This window comes from Nocardiopsis metallicus (assembly GCF_014201115.1).
In the GTDB taxonomy this organism is placed as follows: Bacteria; Actinomycetota; Actinomycetes; order Streptosporangiales; family Streptosporangiaceae; genus Nocardiopsis; species Nocardiopsis metallicus.
Genome location: NZ_JACHDO010000001.1, coordinates 6,505,212 through 6,520,060, shown reverse-complemented (window position 1 = coordinate 6,520,060; position 14,849 = coordinate 6,505,212). Strand labels below are relative to the sequence as shown.

18 protein-coding genes are annotated in these 14,849 nt (G+C 65.9%); 14 read left to right on the top strand and 4 right to left on the bottom strand.

The annotated features are described in order from the left end of the window. Positions 1 to 341 precede the first annotated feature (341 nt). From HNR07_RS28710 to HNR07_RS28695, 4 genes are all read right to left on the bottom strand, one after another. Positions 342 to 833 carry a helix-turn-helix transcriptional regulator gene (locus HNR07_RS28710; protein WP_184368578.1) on the bottom strand — a complete coding sequence of 164 codons (492 nt, stop codon included), beginning with the start codon at positions 831 to 833 and terminating at the stop codon, positions 342 to 344. Positions 834 to 1,216: 383 nt separating this feature from the next. After that, positions 1,217 to 1,513 carry a hypothetical protein gene (locus tag HNR07_RS28705; RefSeq protein ID WP_184368575.1) on the bottom strand — a complete coding sequence of 99 codons (297 nt, stop codon included), beginning with the start codon at positions 1,511 to 1,513 and terminating at the stop codon, positions 1,217 to 1,219. After that, positions 1,510 to 1,674, bottom strand: a complete 165-nt coding sequence (locus HNR07_RS28700; protein WP_184368572.1) for a hypothetical protein — start codon at positions 1,672 to 1,674, stop codon at positions 1,510 to 1,512. Before HNR07_RS28700 ends, HNR07_RS28705 begins: the two co-directional genes overlap by 4 nt. 110 nt (positions 1,675 to 1,784) lie before the next feature. Further along, entirely contained in the window at positions 1,785 to 2,327 is a 543-nt protein-coding gene (locus HNR07_RS28695; RefSeq protein ID WP_184368569.1) for a GNAT family N-acetyltransferase, read from the bottom strand. A gap of 108 nt (positions 2,328 to 2,435) precedes the next feature. Here HNR07_RS28695 and HNR07_RS28690 point away from each other — a divergent pair, with 108 nt between their 5' ends. The 14 genes from HNR07_RS28690 (at position 2,436) to HNR07_RS28625 (ending at position 14,734) form a co-directional block, all read left to right on the top strand. Next, positions 2,436 to 3,179, top strand: coding sequence for a hypothetical protein (locus tag HNR07_RS28690; protein WP_184368566.1), 744 nt, complete (start codon positions 2,436 to 2,438; stop codon positions 3,177 to 3,179). Then, positions 3,172 to 4,011, top strand: coding sequence for a hypothetical protein (locus tag HNR07_RS28685; RefSeq protein WP_184368563.1), 840 nt, complete (start codon positions 3,172 to 3,174; stop codon positions 4,009 to 4,011). Before HNR07_RS28690 ends, HNR07_RS28685 begins: the two co-directional genes overlap by 8 nt. A gap of 343 nt (positions 4,012 to 4,354) precedes the next feature. Further along, positions 4,355 to 4,870, top strand: a complete 516-nt coding sequence (locus HNR07_RS28680) for a hypothetical protein (protein WP_312894002.1) — start codon at positions 4,355 to 4,357, stop codon at positions 4,868 to 4,870. A gap of 317 nt (positions 4,871 to 5,187) precedes the next feature. Next, the gene (locus HNR07_RS35260) at positions 5,188 to 5,604 is read left to right on the top strand and encodes a hypothetical protein (protein ID WP_246420550.1); all 417 of its coding nucleotides are present in this window, start codon (positions 5,188 to 5,190) and stop codon (positions 5,602 to 5,604) included. 66 nt (positions 5,605 to 5,670) lie between these two features. Further along, the gene (locus HNR07_RS28670; RefSeq protein ID WP_246420548.1) at positions 5,671 to 6,357 is read left to right on the top strand and encodes an SAF domain-containing protein; all 687 of its coding nucleotides are present in this window, start codon (positions 5,671 to 5,673) and stop codon (positions 6,355 to 6,357) included. Positions 6,358 to 6,416: 59 nt separating this feature from the next. Continuing rightward, entirely contained in the window at positions 6,417 to 7,124 is a 708-nt protein-coding gene (locus tag HNR07_RS28665; protein WP_246421333.1) for a hypothetical protein, read from the top strand. Continuing rightward, positions 7,117 to 8,466: a CpaF family protein gene (locus tag HNR07_RS28660; RefSeq protein WP_184368554.1), complete on the top strand. Its 1,350-nt coding sequence runs from the start codon at positions 7,117 to 7,119 to the stop codon at positions 8,464 to 8,466. Before HNR07_RS28665 ends, HNR07_RS28660 begins: the two co-directional genes overlap by 8 nt. 38 nt (positions 8,467 to 8,504) lie before the next feature. Continuing rightward, positions 8,505 to 9,311, top strand: coding sequence for a type II secretion system F family protein (locus HNR07_RS28655; protein ID WP_246420546.1), 807 nt, complete (start codon positions 8,505 to 8,507; stop codon positions 9,309 to 9,311). 221 nt (positions 9,312 to 9,532) lie between these two features. After that, positions 9,533 to 10,186, top strand: coding sequence for a type II secretion system F family protein (locus HNR07_RS28650; protein WP_246420545.1), 654 nt, complete (start codon positions 9,533 to 9,535; stop codon positions 10,184 to 10,186). Positions 10,187 to 10,199: 13 nt separating this feature from the next. After that, entirely contained in the window at positions 10,200 to 10,397 is a 198-nt protein-coding gene (locus HNR07_RS28645) for a hypothetical protein (protein WP_184368548.1), read from the top strand. A gap of 50 nt (positions 10,398 to 10,447) precedes the next feature. Continuing rightward, the gene (locus tag HNR07_RS28640; RefSeq protein ID WP_312894001.1) at positions 10,448 to 10,801 is read left to right on the top strand and encodes a TadE family protein; all 354 of its coding nucleotides are present in this window, start codon (positions 10,448 to 10,450) and stop codon (positions 10,799 to 10,801) included. Continuing rightward, the gene (locus tag HNR07_RS28635; RefSeq protein WP_184368545.1) at positions 10,798 to 11,226 is read left to right on the top strand and encodes a TadE/TadG family type IV pilus assembly protein; all 429 of its coding nucleotides are present in this window, start codon (positions 10,798 to 10,800) and stop codon (positions 11,224 to 11,226) included. The genes HNR07_RS28640 and HNR07_RS28635 overlap by 4 nt, the downstream gene beginning before the upstream one ends. Beyond that, positions 11,223 to 11,636 carry a pilus assembly protein TadG-related protein gene (locus tag HNR07_RS28630; RefSeq protein ID WP_246420544.1) on the top strand — a complete coding sequence of 138 codons (414 nt, stop codon included), beginning with the start codon at positions 11,223 to 11,225 and terminating at the stop codon, positions 11,634 to 11,636. Before HNR07_RS28635 ends, HNR07_RS28630 begins: the two co-directional genes overlap by 4 nt. Then, on the top strand, positions 11,633 to 14,734 hold the full coding sequence (locus tag HNR07_RS28625) for a LysM peptidoglycan-binding domain-containing protein (protein WP_184368542.1): 3,102 nt from the start codon (positions 11,633 to 11,635) through the stop codon (positions 14,732 to 14,734). Before HNR07_RS28630 ends, HNR07_RS28625 begins: the two co-directional genes overlap by 4 nt. Positions 14,735 to 14,849 lie beyond the last annotated feature (115 nt).

The following is a 14,849-nucleotide window of genomic DNA, read 5'->3' as shown; positions in this document are numbered from 1 at the left end:
ACGACATGCTGTACGCCGTGGAGCGGTCCTTCTTGACCCCTGACGAGTTGGGGCGCGACTATCGCCGGGTGTGCCGTGTCGCGGGGTTGCACCCGACCCGCGAGGGGTACGGGCTTATCCACGCTCGTAACACCCAGGGTGAGCGGTACACACTCATGACTTCGGACGTGGAGTACGTGCGAACCCTCGCAGGAGCCCCCGGTGCGGTTCTTGAGGGTCTGAAGCTAAGTGCGGGCAAGTTCCCCCGGTACCGCAGAGGGTGGCCGGATGAGTGGCTCAAGTAGATGCCAGCGTTTTAGCGCCCAGCACACATCAGGCTCGTTGGTGGAGTCGACTCAGCTCTAGGTGCTGGCGGTATCCTCGGCGGCCCTGTGCGAAGTCGGGGCTTGCCGGCGCGAACGGGCCAGGTCGTGGTCGTGGGCGGCTTGGACATCTTGTTCTGTGGCACCGAAGACCTCGGCCAAGGCTTGGGCGTCCATGGGCCGCAGACGGGTGATGCGTCCGGATTCGACCCCGCGGTAGGCCTGTAGAGACAGGCCTGTGCGCATCTGCTCGATCACTTGCTGTTGGGAGAGCCCTGCCCTGGCGCGCAAGGCGGCCATACCTTGGGCTTGAGGGTCGATGAAGGCGGAGGGTGAAGTCCCCAAAGCCTGAGCCAGTGGGCGAAGCTTCTCAGCTGCGGGTGCTGCACCGCCTTGGGTCTCATAGCGCACGATCATCTGGCGGCTGATCTTCAGTTGCCGGGCCAGGTCGGTCTGGGTGAGCCCCGCGTCCCGGCGGGCTTGGGAGAGGGCATGGGGGAGCCATCCGTGTGCCCCGCTTCTGCTGCCCACGTTTGCCCCGCTCGTTGGATCCGTGCCTACTGTCGTGCACCTACGCGAGGCGCATTCTACCGACGGCACCTGGATACCCCGGCCACAGGTTCTCAGAGTGCTCGCGACGAAGCACGAAATGACTGGCGGGCGGCCTTGGCCAAGGCCGCCCGCCCATGTATAGGCGTTTTACCTGCCCGCCTTAGCTCGGTGGTTCAGGGCCCGGATGTAGTCCTTCATGCGGACTTTGGCGGTCACAGAGTGGCCTTCCGAGCGAAGCACGATGTCTTCGGGGGTGGCTCCTGCGCCCTCGTCCAGGGCTGCAAGAGTGGCTGGTAGTTGCCTGGCCAGGAAGGCATTTATTCCTTCGATGGCAGTCGGGAGCCAACGGCATTTTCCTGCTTCTAGCGGTGCTTGGCGGCTGCGGTGAGCACGTCTCGCATGGCGTCGCGGGCACGTTGCTTCTCCGCGGTCACCAGGAAGTGTTTGCACTCACCGCAGTCTGTTTCTGTGGTGTCTGGTACCTCTGTGGCTTCCGGGCTTACGACCCTGTAGCAGTGCGTCCATGAGCCGTTGCGGTCTTTGATGGTGTCGTCGACTTCGTGGACGGTGGGGGACCAGGGCTGGCGGATCTTCACCCGTTCTCCTTGGCTGAGGTGGCAGAAGGTCAAGTCGGACGGGACGGCCTGCTGTGCAGTCACTTCTGGTTGTCTCGGTCGAGGGTGTCCTTCAGCGGCCCGTAGAGATAGCGGACTTTGTGGATGGGGATGGTGGTCCTTGCGTTCAAGACCATCGCGTATTCCCCGTTTGGTTGGGGGTACCATTGGTGCCCGTCCGCGTCGGTGTAGATGTCCTGGTCCATCGTTTTGCCTCCCGAGTGGCGTCCACGACCTTGTCCAGAACGCTGATGTAGGGCTGAACGAACTTGGCCCGGGTGTGGCGGTTGAAGCGGCTGATTTCCTGCTAGCCAGTTCACAGTGCCCGCATCTGCTCTTCAGCGTCCTCAAAGGTGGGGGCGCACTGGGCTCGAATGTAGGGCAACGTGTCGGCCCCCTGGCCCAGGAGTTCAGTGATGCGTCGGGCGATAGCGTCCACATCATCTAGGCCCAGCTGAACAGGCACGGTGCCGACCGCATCATCTCGACTGTCCATAGGCCCTGTGAGCAGTTCCAACGGTGTGTCGATGCCCAGGGACTGGAGCCAGGCCTCACCGAGTGCGGAACGAACGGGTGCCTTGTCCAGCGGTAGGCCGGAAAGCTCGCGTGCTTGGTTCCACAGGGCGGTGGCGATTCCCTTGCGCCGCCACCGGGGCTGTACACCTACCAGCTTGAGCATACCTTCGTCGGTCCACAGCAGTAGGCCACAGGAGCCGTCTGCGGCATCAGGCTCCTCGGAGTGAACGAGTTGCCCCTGGGTGGGCGTGGACGGCCCGCAGGGGTGGGGGGAGAGGGCGTGGACGGGGTCGCCCAGGGAGTCCTTGGTGCGGGTGTAGACGAAGTAGCAGTTGTGTGACATGGGCTTGGCCTTCCGTCGGTGAGGCGCCTCTCAGCGATTGACAACTTTAGATTAATAACTAATCTAAAGTTGTCAACCTGTTGGGCACCCAACCCCGGAGGAGGCCTCATGGGCACCCCACACCCCTCATATGACGACAGCTACGTCGACGTGGACACACGCCTGTCCGCGTTCTTGACCAAACACCCCGAAGGCGCGCTCCAGCCACTGGATCCGGCCCGCCCGTACCGGGTTGAGCGCGTCGAAGGCACCGACGAGCGCGGGCGGTCCGTGGTGACGACCTTTTTGGTCTACACCGCCGCTGCCTACCGCTCTCCCGACGATCAACTGCCAGGGGTCGGAGTCGCGTGGACGCCTTTCCCTGGCCGCACCGATTACACCTTGGACGCTGAGTTGCAGAACGCGGAGACCGCCGCGTGGGGGCGCGCGATCCGGGCGGTCATGCCCATCGACCGCGCCTCTTCGGCTCGCCGCTCTCCGGCTCAGGGCAAGCCCTTGCCTGAACGCCAGGTCCAGGGGCTGCGCACACGGGCGAACAAGAGCGCCACACCGGATCTGCTCAAGGTCCTGGTGGCTGAGATCGATGACTTCCAAGCCCAGGGCCGCCTACACAAGGAAACAGCGGATGAGCTGCGGAAACTTGCGCAAGATCGCCAGGAGCACCTCGCCGCTTCTACGGCTTCGAACGACGGCAAGAAGACACCGCTGAGCGTGGTCGAAACCCCGGGCGAAAAACCAACTCCGACCGCAGATGAAGACCTCAAAACTCGCGCCAAGCGGATCTCCGCCAAGTACGGCACCCCACCCGCCAGCTCGAAGACGAAGAAGAACGAGGGGGAAGCCAGTGAGTGATCAGACTTTGCGTCCAGAACAGATCAGTTCGGCGGTACTGGATGTGGCCACCACACGCGGTGTGGTGGACGAAGCCAGCGAACACTATGAGAGCGCACGCAAGAAGGCGCGTGCGGGCCTTCTCCCCTATGTTCGAGCCGGGGTCAAGAGCTTGACAGCAGCCCTGCCTGACGGAACCGCGCTGGGAACCCTGACTTTCAGTCGCCCCGCCCCGCGAATCACGTGGGATGAGGATGCCCTCACAGAGTTCGTGGATGAGACCGCCCCGACCGAGATCGATGAGGACATCGATCCTGCGATCCTGGCCAACCCGGATGTGGTGGAGTGGATTCTGGAGCATCACCCCGAGGCGCTGAGGCGATCAGTACGCCCCAAGTACGTGACCCTGCTGGAGCAGGATCTGGATCATCAGGGATGTTTGGCTCACCCCGTCACGGGTGAGCTGGTAGCGGTGGCCACCGTGACCGTCCCGAAGGTGACCGGGCAGTTCCAGTGGAAGGCCGATCACTCACAACGCTCCCGGCTTCTCACTGCGGTGCGCTCTGGGGAAGTCGGTGGTGGCGCTGACCTACTCAAGCTGCTCCCGGACCAGCAGGATGAGGGGTCCGAGGGCAACGACCTGGTGACCGAGGATGATCCGCTAATCGAGCGTCAGCACCTGGCTGAGCTGCACAGCAGGATGCACCAGGCAGGCCTGACCGAACGCGATGAAGCGTTGGCCTACATCGGCCAGGTGCTGGGCACCACCGTGTCCTCGCGCAAGGAGTTGCGCCTGTCCCAGTGGCAGCAGGTGGTGATGGCGCTGGAGCAGGCTACGGCAACCGCGGTCTGACGCTCATACGCAAGTTCTCAGCAGGGGTGGCGTTCGCGCCACCCCTGCTCGCTGTTTCCATCTCGGCGTGACATCTTTGCTTCTCAAACGTGATCTGACCAGGGAAGATGGCCTGAGGGGCGCCTTCGCTCCCGCATCCCTTGCCACCACGGCGGTCTCGGCTCACTTCAAGGCCGAAGGAACGAAGTTTCGCATGGGTTGTCCTTTACTGTCCGTTTTCTACAATCGACCGGCATCCATGAAACCCCTGGTGGGAGCCCTTGGGCTGCCATGACGTCGTAACTGCGGAGGTGCCGTGCGCGTCCCCCTGTCCCCCGGGCCAGCCATCCTGCCCCGAACAGCGGTGGTCCTGTCCGCAGCAGCGCTCTGCCTGACTGCGTGCTCCACCGCAACAGAGACCGAAGGCACTCCTGTCGAGCCTGGCTCCTCGATCGACTCCGAGCAGGCAGAGGCAGCGCTGGAGACCTACCGCTCCGCCCAAGAGCTCTACATCACCGTGGTCCAGGGCGAGAGCGAACTGGACGAAGCCCTGCCTGAACTGGAAGAACTCAGCAGTGGTCAGGCTTTGGAGGCTTTCACTGCCGATGCTCGTGCCTTTGAGGAGGCGGGTGTGACCTTCGAGGGAACGCCGAGCAGCACCCCTGAGGTCACCGGTCTCGACACCGAGGCGGATCCGGCGGTCGCGACCATCACAGACTGCTGGGACGACGCAGCCTGGCAGCCGGTCAGCGAAGAGGGGCAACCTCTGGAGTTCGAAGACGGTCAGCCCTCGCGCCGTGTCATCAACGCCCGTGCCGAGCAGCAAGAGCAGGGCTGGGTGTTGACGCAGATGAGCCCGGAGGAGGGACGGACATGCTGAAAAGGGCAGGCTTCCTTGCATTGATCGGTGTGTTCCTTCCGCTGTCGGTCCCACTCTCTCCGGCCGCCGCAGACGGCTCAGTCGTGTGTTCTGAGGCTCTGGGGGGTTGCGTCATCGTCGCCGAAGACAGCAGTTCCTCAGGGGGCAGTTCCACGCCCGGGAACACCGGAGCAGCAGTCAGCGAGGCTGAGGGACAAACGATCGAACCTGAGTGTGAAGTCGGTGAGGACTCTGCGATCTGCGTGGGCTCCGCAGCCTCGTCGGGAACCGCAGCCCCTGCGGTCTCCCCGGTTCAGGTAGCCGCACAGGCGATTGAGATGTTGCCGCTGCCCGCTCCCGAGATCGGGCTGGCCCCGAACCCGCCCTCGACAGCGCTGGTCGGCTCACCTGTATGGCTGTGGGTCGACAACCAGACGTGGACAGCGGCGAGCCGGACCGCGACGGCTGGCTCGATCAGCGTGACCGCCACCGCCACACCTGACCGTGTGGAGTGGAGCATGGGCGATGGTTCCTCGGTCACCTGCTACAACGCTGGCCGCCCCTACACCCGCGGGACGTCCTCTTCCTGCACCCACACGTACGTAAGCTCCAGCCGGTCCGGCCCCTACACCATCACGGCGACGGTGTACTGGGATATCTCCTGGTCAGGTGGGGGCGCCTCTGGGGGCCAGACCCTCTCCCAGTCCTCGACTGCGTCGTTGGGCGTGCGAGAAGCACAAGCCATCGTGCAGTAGCCCCCTCCCTTCCCTCGCTTCGCCATCCCCCGGTGTCCCATTCCGCTCTCTTGGAGAGGTACCGCGATGACGGCTGCGCCGACACGCTCCCCGCACACACGGGCCCAGGCCCCTACCGACCAGCACATCGCCTCGGCTCCGACGATCGCACCGCCGACGCGGCGGCGGCCGTGGCTGATGGTGCTGGGGGTCTTGCTCATCACCACGTGTGCGCTGGCCGGGGCCGCGCTCGTGCAGTCCCTGGACGAGCGCACGCAGGTGCTCGTGGTCGCGCGTGAGGTGGCCATCGGGCAGGTCCTGGCCGAGGAAGATCTGGTGGCCGCGCAGGTTTCCGCGGACCCGTCCGTAGAGACAGTCCCCGCTGACCAGGCAGATTCCGTGGTCGGCCAGACCGCGGTGACCCCCCTTTCCCCCGGCGAGCTGGTGACCAGGGCCAAGGTCGACTCGGATCCCTTGCCCGAGTCAGGGCACCAGTTGGTCGCTATCGCCCTGCGCCCCTCCCAGCTACCCGCCCAAGGGTTGCGTGTGGGCGATGTGGTGCAGGTGGTCAGCACCCCGGGTGAGGGCGGTGAAGTTCCTACCGAGCTGCCTTTGTCGGTGGCCGCGACCGTGTTGCGTGTGGGTGAGGCGGACATGGACGGCATCACGGTCGTGGACGTGCAGACTCCGGAGACCGACGGCGCTGTTTTGGCCGCACGTGTGGCCACCGGGCGTATCGCCCTGGTTGTGGAAGCCCCTGGCGGTGGTGCGTGATGCTGGTCTGTGTCACCTCTGTCAAGGGCTCCCCCGGCGCCTCGACTGTGGCGTTGGCGATGACTCTGGCCTGGCAAAACCCGGTGCTGCTCGCTGAACTCGACCCGGCCGGCGGGGACCTGCGTCCCCGGCTCATGCCTTCTCTGTCCGGTAGTCACCAGCTTCTCAACCTGGCGTCACTGGACACTTTGACGTCCCATGATGTGGCCTCCCAAGTGGTTTCGCTCAACCCGCCCCAGCACACCAAGGTGGTGCTGCCCGGGCTGACAGACCCCTCTACGGCCGCCGCTCTGGGGCAGACCTGGCCCCAGCTCGCCGACGTGTTGACTTCCTTCCGCCTACGGGAAGGCCAGCCCCCGCTGGACGTGATCGCTGACTGTGGACGGTTGGGCTCCGATGGGCCACAGGCTGTCCTTTCCCAGGCCGATGTGGTGCTGGTGGTGCTGCGGGCCCGTTTGGACTCCGTCGCACTGGCGGCACCCGTTATCCGCAGGTGGAAAAAGACCTCTTCCGTCCCGTTGTTGCCAGTGGTGGTGCAAAACGGCCCCTACAGCCCGCGAGATGTGGACCAGACCCTGGGAGCTCGGGCAGCGCGATTGCCCTTCGATGCCAAAAGCGCGCAGGCCTTGGAGTTGGGACGGTGGGGGCGCAAGCTTGACCACTCACCGCTGATGCGGGGAGCACGCAAGCTCGTCAGCCATGCGACCAAGAAGGGTCCCCGCCGTGACGTGGAATCGTTCCTGACCGCAGGGGGCACCCGTGGATGAGCTCGAAGTCCTCCCCGCCCCCGCCCAAGACCTCGACTGGAGAGTCGTCCGTCAGCTGCGAGACGTGGTGGTGGACCGTCTCAGCGCCAGCCGGGTACCGCAAGCGCACCAGCGTGAGCGCGGACGCGAGATCATTCAGCGCACCGTCGCCTCGTGGGTTCAAGAGCAGATCGCCTCGGGGTCGCGCCCGGCCAGCTCGTACACGACGCTGCTGCAGGAGGCCATCTTCGATTCGGTGTTCCAGCTGGGTCGGCTGCAGTCTCTGCTGCGCCCGGATGTGGAGAACATCGAGATTCACGGCTGTGACACCACCTGGCTGCGCTTGCAGTCCGGTGAGCTCGTGCGTGGACCGGGTGTAGCCGATTCCGATGAGGAGTTGGTGGCCGAACTGCAGTTCCTGGCTTCCCGAGCTGGGCGGAGCCTGTCGGCATCCCATCCTCGGCTGCACATGGAGCTGCCTGACGGATCCCGCCTGGCCGCGGTCATCGCCACCACCCGGCGCCCTCAGGTCGTGATCCGTCGCCACCTTCTGCAGACGGCCACCGTGGAAGACCTGGTCACCAAGGGGGCGCTCACCCCAGCGCTCGCTGCGTTCTTGAGCGCTGCGGTCAGAGCCAAGCGCAACATTGTCGTGTGCGGGGGACAAAACTCCGGCAAGACCACGCTGATCCGTTCCCTGGCCGGCCTGATCCCGCCACACGAGCGCTGGGCCACCGCCGAGCAGGAATACGAACTGCACCTGGACAAACTCCGCCAGCACCCACACCTGGTGTCCTTCCAAGCCCGCGAGGGCGGCTCGGAGATCGGCGCCGACGGGCGTGCGGCCGGTGAGGTGAGCCTGCAGGAGATCGTGCGCGACAGTCTGCGGATGAACCTGTCCCGCATCCTCGTGGGTGAGGTGCGCGGGTCTGAGGTCATCCCGATGCTGGACGCGATGTCCACCGGTGACGGCGGAAGCATGTGTACCCTGCACGCCCGCTCGGCCCCCGATGCCGTCGAACGGTTGGTGGTGCTGTGCGGCCGGTACGGGGTGACTCCGGATGTGGCCTACCGGTGGATCGCTGGCGCGGTGGACCTGATCGTGCACCTGCAGATGTGGGACGAGAGTGCAGTGGGCGGTGGCCGCACCCGGTTCGTGAGCCAGGTCAGCGAAATCGTCGGTATGGGAGAGGGCGGCCGACCCGCCATCAACACCCTGTTCCAGGGGCAGGGAAACATCCCTGAGGCGGTGCCGACGGGGATCGCACCCCAGTGCGCCCCCGAGCTGCGACGCAACGGCTTCGACATGGGGTGGCTTCAGCACGGCCGCGTCCCCCTCGCGCAGACGGGCGGTGTGTGGTGACCAGCATGGGTGTCCTCGCCTCTGTGTGCGGTGCTGGCATGGCCGCAGGCGTGTTGCTCATGGTCGCGGGCATCCGCCGCGCCCCCGCGCGCGCGAACCGCCCGCGGGGGGTGAGTGTGTCGTGGGATCGCCGCCAGATCGTTCTCGGGTTGAGCGGTGTGGTCCTGGGCGCGGTCGGGTGGGTGGTGACTGGGTGGGTGTTGGCCATCGTCATCGCTCCGCTCGCCGTCGTCGGGCTGCCCTACCTGTTGGGCGGTGGCAAGCAGGCCCAGCAGGCCATCACCCGGCTGGAGGGTGTCGAGGAGTGGGTGCGGCTGTTGGCGACTCGGCTTTCGGCCGGGATCTGGGTGGAGCAGGCGCTGGTCTCCAGCGCCATGTCCGCTCCCGAAGCGATCAAGCCCGAGGTTGAGCGGCTGGCGGCTCGGATCCGGTCCGGGCGCACCACCGAGGATGCGCTGCACGCCTTCGCGGCCGAACTGGCCTCCCCTGTGAGCGACTTGGTCTGCTCTGAGCTGGTCCAAGCCAGCCGAAGCCGCAGCCACGGTGTGGCCCACGCCTTGACCCAGCTGGCTGAGCTGGTCTCCGAAGAGGTCTCGATGCACCGCCAGATCGAAGCCGAGCGGTCCAAGCCACGCACCACCGCACGGTTGGTCATCGTGCTCACCCTCGGCGCCGGAGCGGCCTTGGCCGTGTTCGGGGACTTCATGGACCCCTACGCCAGCGCCACCGGCCAGCTCGCCTTGGCCGCAGTCGTGGCCTGCTTCGTGCTGGCCATGGTGTGGATGCGCCGGCTGACCACCCCGCAGGCGGCTCCGCGGTTCCTGGTCGAGGAAGGGCAGGCATGATGGCACTTCTACCTCTCGCCTTCGGTGCCTTCCTCGGTCTGGGTGCCACACTGCTGGTCGCCGGCCTGATTCCGGCCCATCCCGACATGCGTGCCGTGGTCGCTGGTTCGGCCACTTCGCACCAGCCTGTCAGTGGCCATGGGTGGCGCCCTCATCTGCGGGTTTCTCTGGAGCGTTTGGCCGAGTCATCCCTGGTACGCACACCGCATCAGCGTCTGGCGTTGGCACGCCTGAGCCCGGCGCGCTACGTGGCCTACAAGATCGGCGGCCTGGTGGCCGGCGCCGCAGCACCCCTGCTGCTAGGCGCCGTGCTCATGCTGCTGGGCACCCCAGTGGCCCTGGTGATCCCCGCTGGGTTCGCCCTGGCATGCGCAGGTGTGGGCTTCCTCGTACCCGACGCTCTGATCCGCCAGCGCGCGGAACGCGCCAAGGCCCAGGTCCGCGAAGCCGTCACCGCCTATCTGACCCTGACCGCGCTGTCCCTGCGCTCCGGGCTCGGGCTGGACGCGGCACTGATGGAAGCCGCTCGCGTAGCCGACACCTGGATCTGGCGCACCATCTACCAGGCCCTAGACCACGCCGTCCTGGCCCGCCAGCCAGCGTGGGAGGGGTTGCGGGCGCTGAGCCGGGAGTTGGACGTACCCGAGCTGGTCGACATCGCCGACATCGCCATGACCGGTTCTGAAGGAACCGCGGTCGCTGATGCGCTGATGGCCCGCGCCCGCGCCCTACGCCACCAGATCCTGGCCGAGCAACGCGGCCAGGCCAACGAGATCAACGAGAAGTTGGTCGTGCCCATCGCCCTGATGGGGCTCACCTTCCTGGCGATGCTGTTCTACCCCGTCATCAGCCGACTCCTCGAAACCACCATCTGAAGTGGAGAGTTCCATGATCCCCGTGCTTTTCACCGCTCTGCGCCAGCGCATGAGCGACCTGTGCCAGGCGTTGGCGCCCAAGGACGCCGACGACGCTGGTCTGGGCACCTTGGAGACCGCGATCATCGCCTTGGGTGTGATGGGGCTGGCCCTCGCTTTGGTCGCGGCCATCACCTCAGCGGTCAACTCCCGGTTGGAAGGCATCCAGTAGTGCTGCGGCTGCGGCCACGCTCCACTGACCAGCAGCAGGACCGGGGGTCGGTGACGTTGGAGACCGCCATCCTCTTCCCTGCGATCCTGCTGCTGGTCATGGTGGCCATCCAAACCGGCCTTTGGTACTACGGCCGCTCTGTGGCTCTGGCCGCAGCTCAAGAAGGTGTTTCCGCAGGACGAGCTGAAGGTGCCTCGGTGACCCGTGCGGCTCAAGCAGCCCAGGACTTCGCTGCTGATCAGGGCCGGGGCATGCTGGGCGAGGCGAGGGTGTCCACTGCGAACTCCAGCGCTACCCGGATTCATGTGCATGTCTCCGGGGAGATCGTCTCCCTCATCCCGGGTGTGCCCATCGCGGTCTCTCAGGAGGCTTCTGGCCCTGTGGAGCGCTGGACCCAACCATGAGCGAACACGACGACCGTGGGAGTTCCACGCTGGAACTGGCGGTGCTCTCGATCGGGCTGCTGCTGGTGATCTCCACGATCATCGGGATCGGCCGTATCCAGATCGCCTCCCACGGAGTGGAAGAAGCCGCGCGGTCTGCCGCCCGGGAGGCCAGTATCGCCCGCACCACAGGCGAGGCCCGTTCCAACGCCATCAGCGCCGCGAGCACCACCCTGAACGACCAAGGGCTGACCTGTCAGGGCATGAGCGTGGAAGTCGACTTGGCCGACTTCACCAAAGCAGCCGGCACGCACGGAACCGTCACCGCCCACGTGTCCTGCAACGTAGCGCTGTCCGACGTCATGCTGCCTGTGCTGCCCGGCCGCCTATCCCTCAGTGCTCACATCGACAGCCCCATCGACACCTACAGGGAGACCAGCCGATGAGACCGCCAGCACGTGATGAGGGGCAGTTGACGCTGTTCTTCGCGATCGCTGTGGTGGGCCTGCTTCTCGTTGCCGGCCTGGTCCTGGACGGCGGTGCTCAGCTCCGCGCGGCCCAGCGTGCCCAGGCCATCGCCGAAGAAGCCGCGCGCGCCGGGGCCCAAGCCGTGGACGTGGACGCGCTGATGCGAGGCGAGGCCACCCGCCTGGATCCGCAACAGGCGCGCACCGCTGCCACCGCCTACCTGAACACCTCAGGTGCCACAGGCTCAGCAAGCGCAGGGACCGAGACGGTCAGCGTCGAGGCGACCCTGACTGAACCGACCCTGTTCCTGTCCCTGATCGGCATCGGCGAACTGTCCGCATCCGGATCGGCCACCGCCCGGCTGGCTCTTGAGGAGGGCTCCCCATGAACTCTCGCCCCATACGCTCCACCCTTTTCGGCCTCGCAGCCCTGGCTGGCATCATGCTGGTCGTCGCGGGCTTCCCCCTCGTGCTGTTGGCCGTTGGCCACCTGCCGAACCCGACTAGTTGGTCGGCTCAGGCCCTCATGGACGCCTTCACCCGCCCTGACGATGGCTCGTTGTTCCTGAGCGCGCTGACCATGGTGGCCTGGGCCAGCTGGATCCTGTTCACCGGGCTCATCGCGCTGGAAGTGGTCGCCCAGCTACGTCAGCGCCCCGTGCTTCGCCTTCCCGGCCTGGGGTGGGCCCAAGGCTTGGCCGCGGGGCTGGTCTCCACCGTCGTGGTGGGCCTGTCCAGCCAGACCGCGATGGCGGCAACGCCAGAGATCATGCCGGTGGAGATGACGCAGACAGCAGCCCACGACTCCTCCACCACGCCTTCTGCCAGTGAGGAAAGCGCGAAGGGAGCGGGTCAGGCCGAAACCAACAGCAGCTATGTGGTGCAAGACGGTGACACCTACTGGAGCATCGCAGAGAACCAGCTCGGTGCCGGGGAGCGCTACACCGAAATCGTCGACCTGAACCAGGGCCAGGAGATGGTTGACGGTGTGGTCCTGACCGGAGACGAATTCCCTCACCCCGGTTGGGAGCTGCTCCTGCCAACCGGTGCCGCCGACACGCAGAAAGCCCCTGCCCAGGAAGAGCCGAGCGAGGTCCTGCACACCGTCCAGAGCGGCGAGAGCCTGTCACAGATCGCTCTGGACCACCTGGGTGAAGCCAACGCCTACCCCGACATCTTTGAGGCCAACGAAGGGCGTGCCCAAACGGTCGGCGGGTCACTGACCGACCCCGACCTCATCCGTCCCGGCTGGGACCTGGCCATCCCCAGCACCGACCAGGCCTCTACCGAGAGCACCAGCGAAGAACCCGCAGACCAATCGGCTGAGGACGACATCGCTGACCCTGAAGAGCCGTCGAACGAGGACGACGACACCACACCAGCAGACCCAGCAGAAAGCGCCGCTGGCGACACACAAGAAGGCGAGCCCGAGGAATATCCACAGCCTGTGGATACAGAACCAGAGCCCGCCACCGCTTCCCCGGCCCCGCCATCAGCTTCCCCACAAGCCCCCCAGGCCGAAGCCGATGATGAGGACGTTGTTCTCGACGCGACCTTGACCGCGGACGACTCAGACCTGGCCGCGACCGTGGCCCCATGGGCGGGCTACAGCGCCTTGGCCGCCGCTGGACTGGGCGCCATCCTGCTCATGCGCAGACGCATCCAGCAGCGCGACCGCCGCCCTGGCCACCGCATCGTCCAAAGTCAGGATCCACAGATCCACGAAGCCGAGGCGGACTTGCGCGCCTCAGCTGACCCGGTCTCGGTCGAACTGTTGGACCGAGCCCTGCGCAGCTTGTCAGCCAAGTGCGCTTCGACCCAGACCCCACTGCCTCACATCCTGGGCGCACGCCTAGGCGAGGACTGCGAGCTCCTGGTCGGCGAGGACCAAGGCATCCCCGTCACTCCGTTCCGTCGGGTCGACGCGCGTACCTGGCGTGTGGACCAGACCTCGAGTGCCCTGCTGGATGAAGAGAGTGCACGTGAGATCCCCGCCCCCTACCCTGGCCTGGCCACGCTAGGTCTGGACAACGAGGGCGGGCAGGTCTTGGTGGACCTGCCCCAGATCGGCGCCATCGGTCTAGCCGGAGAGGAAACCGCAGTCTCCGAGGTGCTCACGTCTTTGGCTGTGGAGCTGAGCACCTCCCCAGCAGCCGACCACATCAACGTCACCTGCATCGGCCCGATCGCCCCTGACCTGGCCCAGCTGGTCAAGACCGGACGTGTGCGCGCCTTCGCAGACGTGGACGCCTGTCTCAAGGAGCTGGAGCTGCAGACCCTGGAGTACGCCTCCACCGGGCCTGGGGAGGACATCGCGCCTGAGGTAGTGCTGTCCGCACGGCCGTTGAGCGGCCAACACCTGGACCGGCTGAGTCGGGTTGTGGGCTCGGCCGCTGCCCCGCCCATCGCCCTGGTCGCCCGTGAGACCGATGCCCATCAGCTTCCCGGAACCTGGCATCTGCAGGCTGAGGGCGAACAGTCCCTTCTCGGGCTCGGCGACATCAACGTCACCTTGCAGCGTGTTTCGTGGGAGTCCTACGCACAGATTCGCACCTTGCTGGAGACGGCCGAGGTCACGGCCAGTGTTCCGGCCCCGGGCTGGGAGCAGGTCCCCCAAGAGGCACAGCTGGTCAACTCTGGCCGCACATCCTCTGCGGAAGCGTCCGCGTCCATGTCGGCACTGATGAACCTGTCCGAACCCGCTTCTTCAGAATCCGCGTCCCTGGGTTCCCTGCGCCCCAGGCCCCTACAGGGCTACGAAGTCCAGGTTCGGGTGCTGGGAAGGGTAGAGATCATTGGCCCCGACACATCCACTCTGGAACCTGGCCGCCGCCGCTCTCTCACCGAGCTCGCTTGCTATCTGAAACTGCGGCCCGGACGCACCCCGGACCAGATTTCTCGCAGCATGGGCGGCCCCCGAGGCCCGTGGACCGCGTCCACCCGCAGCGCCCACCTGAGTAAGCTGCGCGCCTGGCTGGGGCGCGACAGCACCGGAGCCCCGCATTTCCCCACCCAGGCCGACGGCACCTACGTCCTGGCTCCGAGCGTGGGTTGTGACTGGGAGGTGTTCCAGGAGCTGGCCAAACTCGGCCTCGCTGAGGACGCTCAAAGGGCTACCACCCTTCTGGAAGAGGCCTTGGACCTCGTCTCGGACGAGCCTTTCAGCGGCGTGGGCTTGGACCGCTACGGGTGGGCTGAGCCCCTCAAACCGGAGATGCACGCAGCGATGGTCGATGTCGCCCACACCATCGCCGTCCGGCACCTGAGGGATGGCTTCCTGGAAGCGGCACGAACCGCGCTGACCAAGGTCCTCGAGCTCGACCCCGCGTGCGAGCTGCTCTATCGGGACCTGTTCCGTATCGAGCACAAGGCGCACAACCCCGAAGGGATCACACGAGCTGTACAGCGCCTGCACATCGCCCTAGACCAGTTGGATCTGGAGATGTCAGAGGAAACAGAAAAACTCCTGGCAGACCTAAAGAGGTAACCGAAGCCAGCCAGAAGTGCGATTACTTCACCTGGGTGAGTCCAACCCCACCCAGGCACCAGGGTGGGAAAGGCTGATATTTTCGTTCTGGCAAACGGCCTCACAGCCATAGCCG

Excerpts from the sequence above, each read along its gene's own strand:
- HNR07_RS28665 (WP_246421333.1), top strand. The coding sequence starts at position 6,417 with ATGACTCTGGCCTGGCAAAACCCGGTGCTGCTCGCTGAACTCGACCCG.
- HNR07_RS28695 (WP_184368569.1), bottom strand. The coding sequence starts at position 2,327 with ATGTCACACAACTGCTACTTCGTCTACACCCGCACCAAGGACTCCCTG.
- HNR07_RS28670 (WP_246420548.1), top strand. The coding sequence starts at position 5,671 with ATGACGGCTGCGCCGACACGCTCCCCGCACACACGGGCCCAGGCCCCT.
- HNR07_RS28655 (WP_246420546.1), top strand. The coding sequence starts at position 8,505 with ATGGCCGCAGGCGTGTTGCTCATGGTCGCGGGCATCCGCCGCGCCCCC.
- HNR07_RS28690 (WP_184368566.1), top strand. The coding sequence starts at position 2,436 with ATGGGCACCCCACACCCCTCATATGACGACAGCTACGTCGACGTGGAC.
- HNR07_RS28630 (WP_246420544.1), top strand. The coding sequence starts at position 11,223 with ATGAGACCGCCAGCACGTGATGAGGGGCAGTTGACGCTGTTCTTCGCG.
- HNR07_RS28625 (WP_184368542.1), top strand. The coding sequence starts at position 11,633 with ATGAACTCTCGCCCCATACGCTCCACCCTTTTCGGCCTCGCAGCCCTG.
- HNR07_RS28645 (WP_184368548.1), top strand. The coding sequence starts at position 10,200 with ATGATCCCCGTGCTTTTCACCGCTCTGCGCCAGCGCATGAGCGACCTG.
- HNR07_RS28700 (WP_184368572.1), bottom strand. The coding sequence starts at position 1,674 with ATGGACCAGGACATCTACACCGACGCGGACGGGCACCAATGGTACCCC.
- HNR07_RS28635 (WP_184368545.1), top strand. The coding sequence starts at position 10,798 with ATGAGCGAACACGACGACCGTGGGAGTTCCACGCTGGAACTGGCGGTG.
- HNR07_RS35260 (WP_246420550.1), top strand. The coding sequence starts at position 5,188 with ATGTTGCCGCTGCCCGCTCCCGAGATCGGGCTGGCCCCGAACCCGCCC.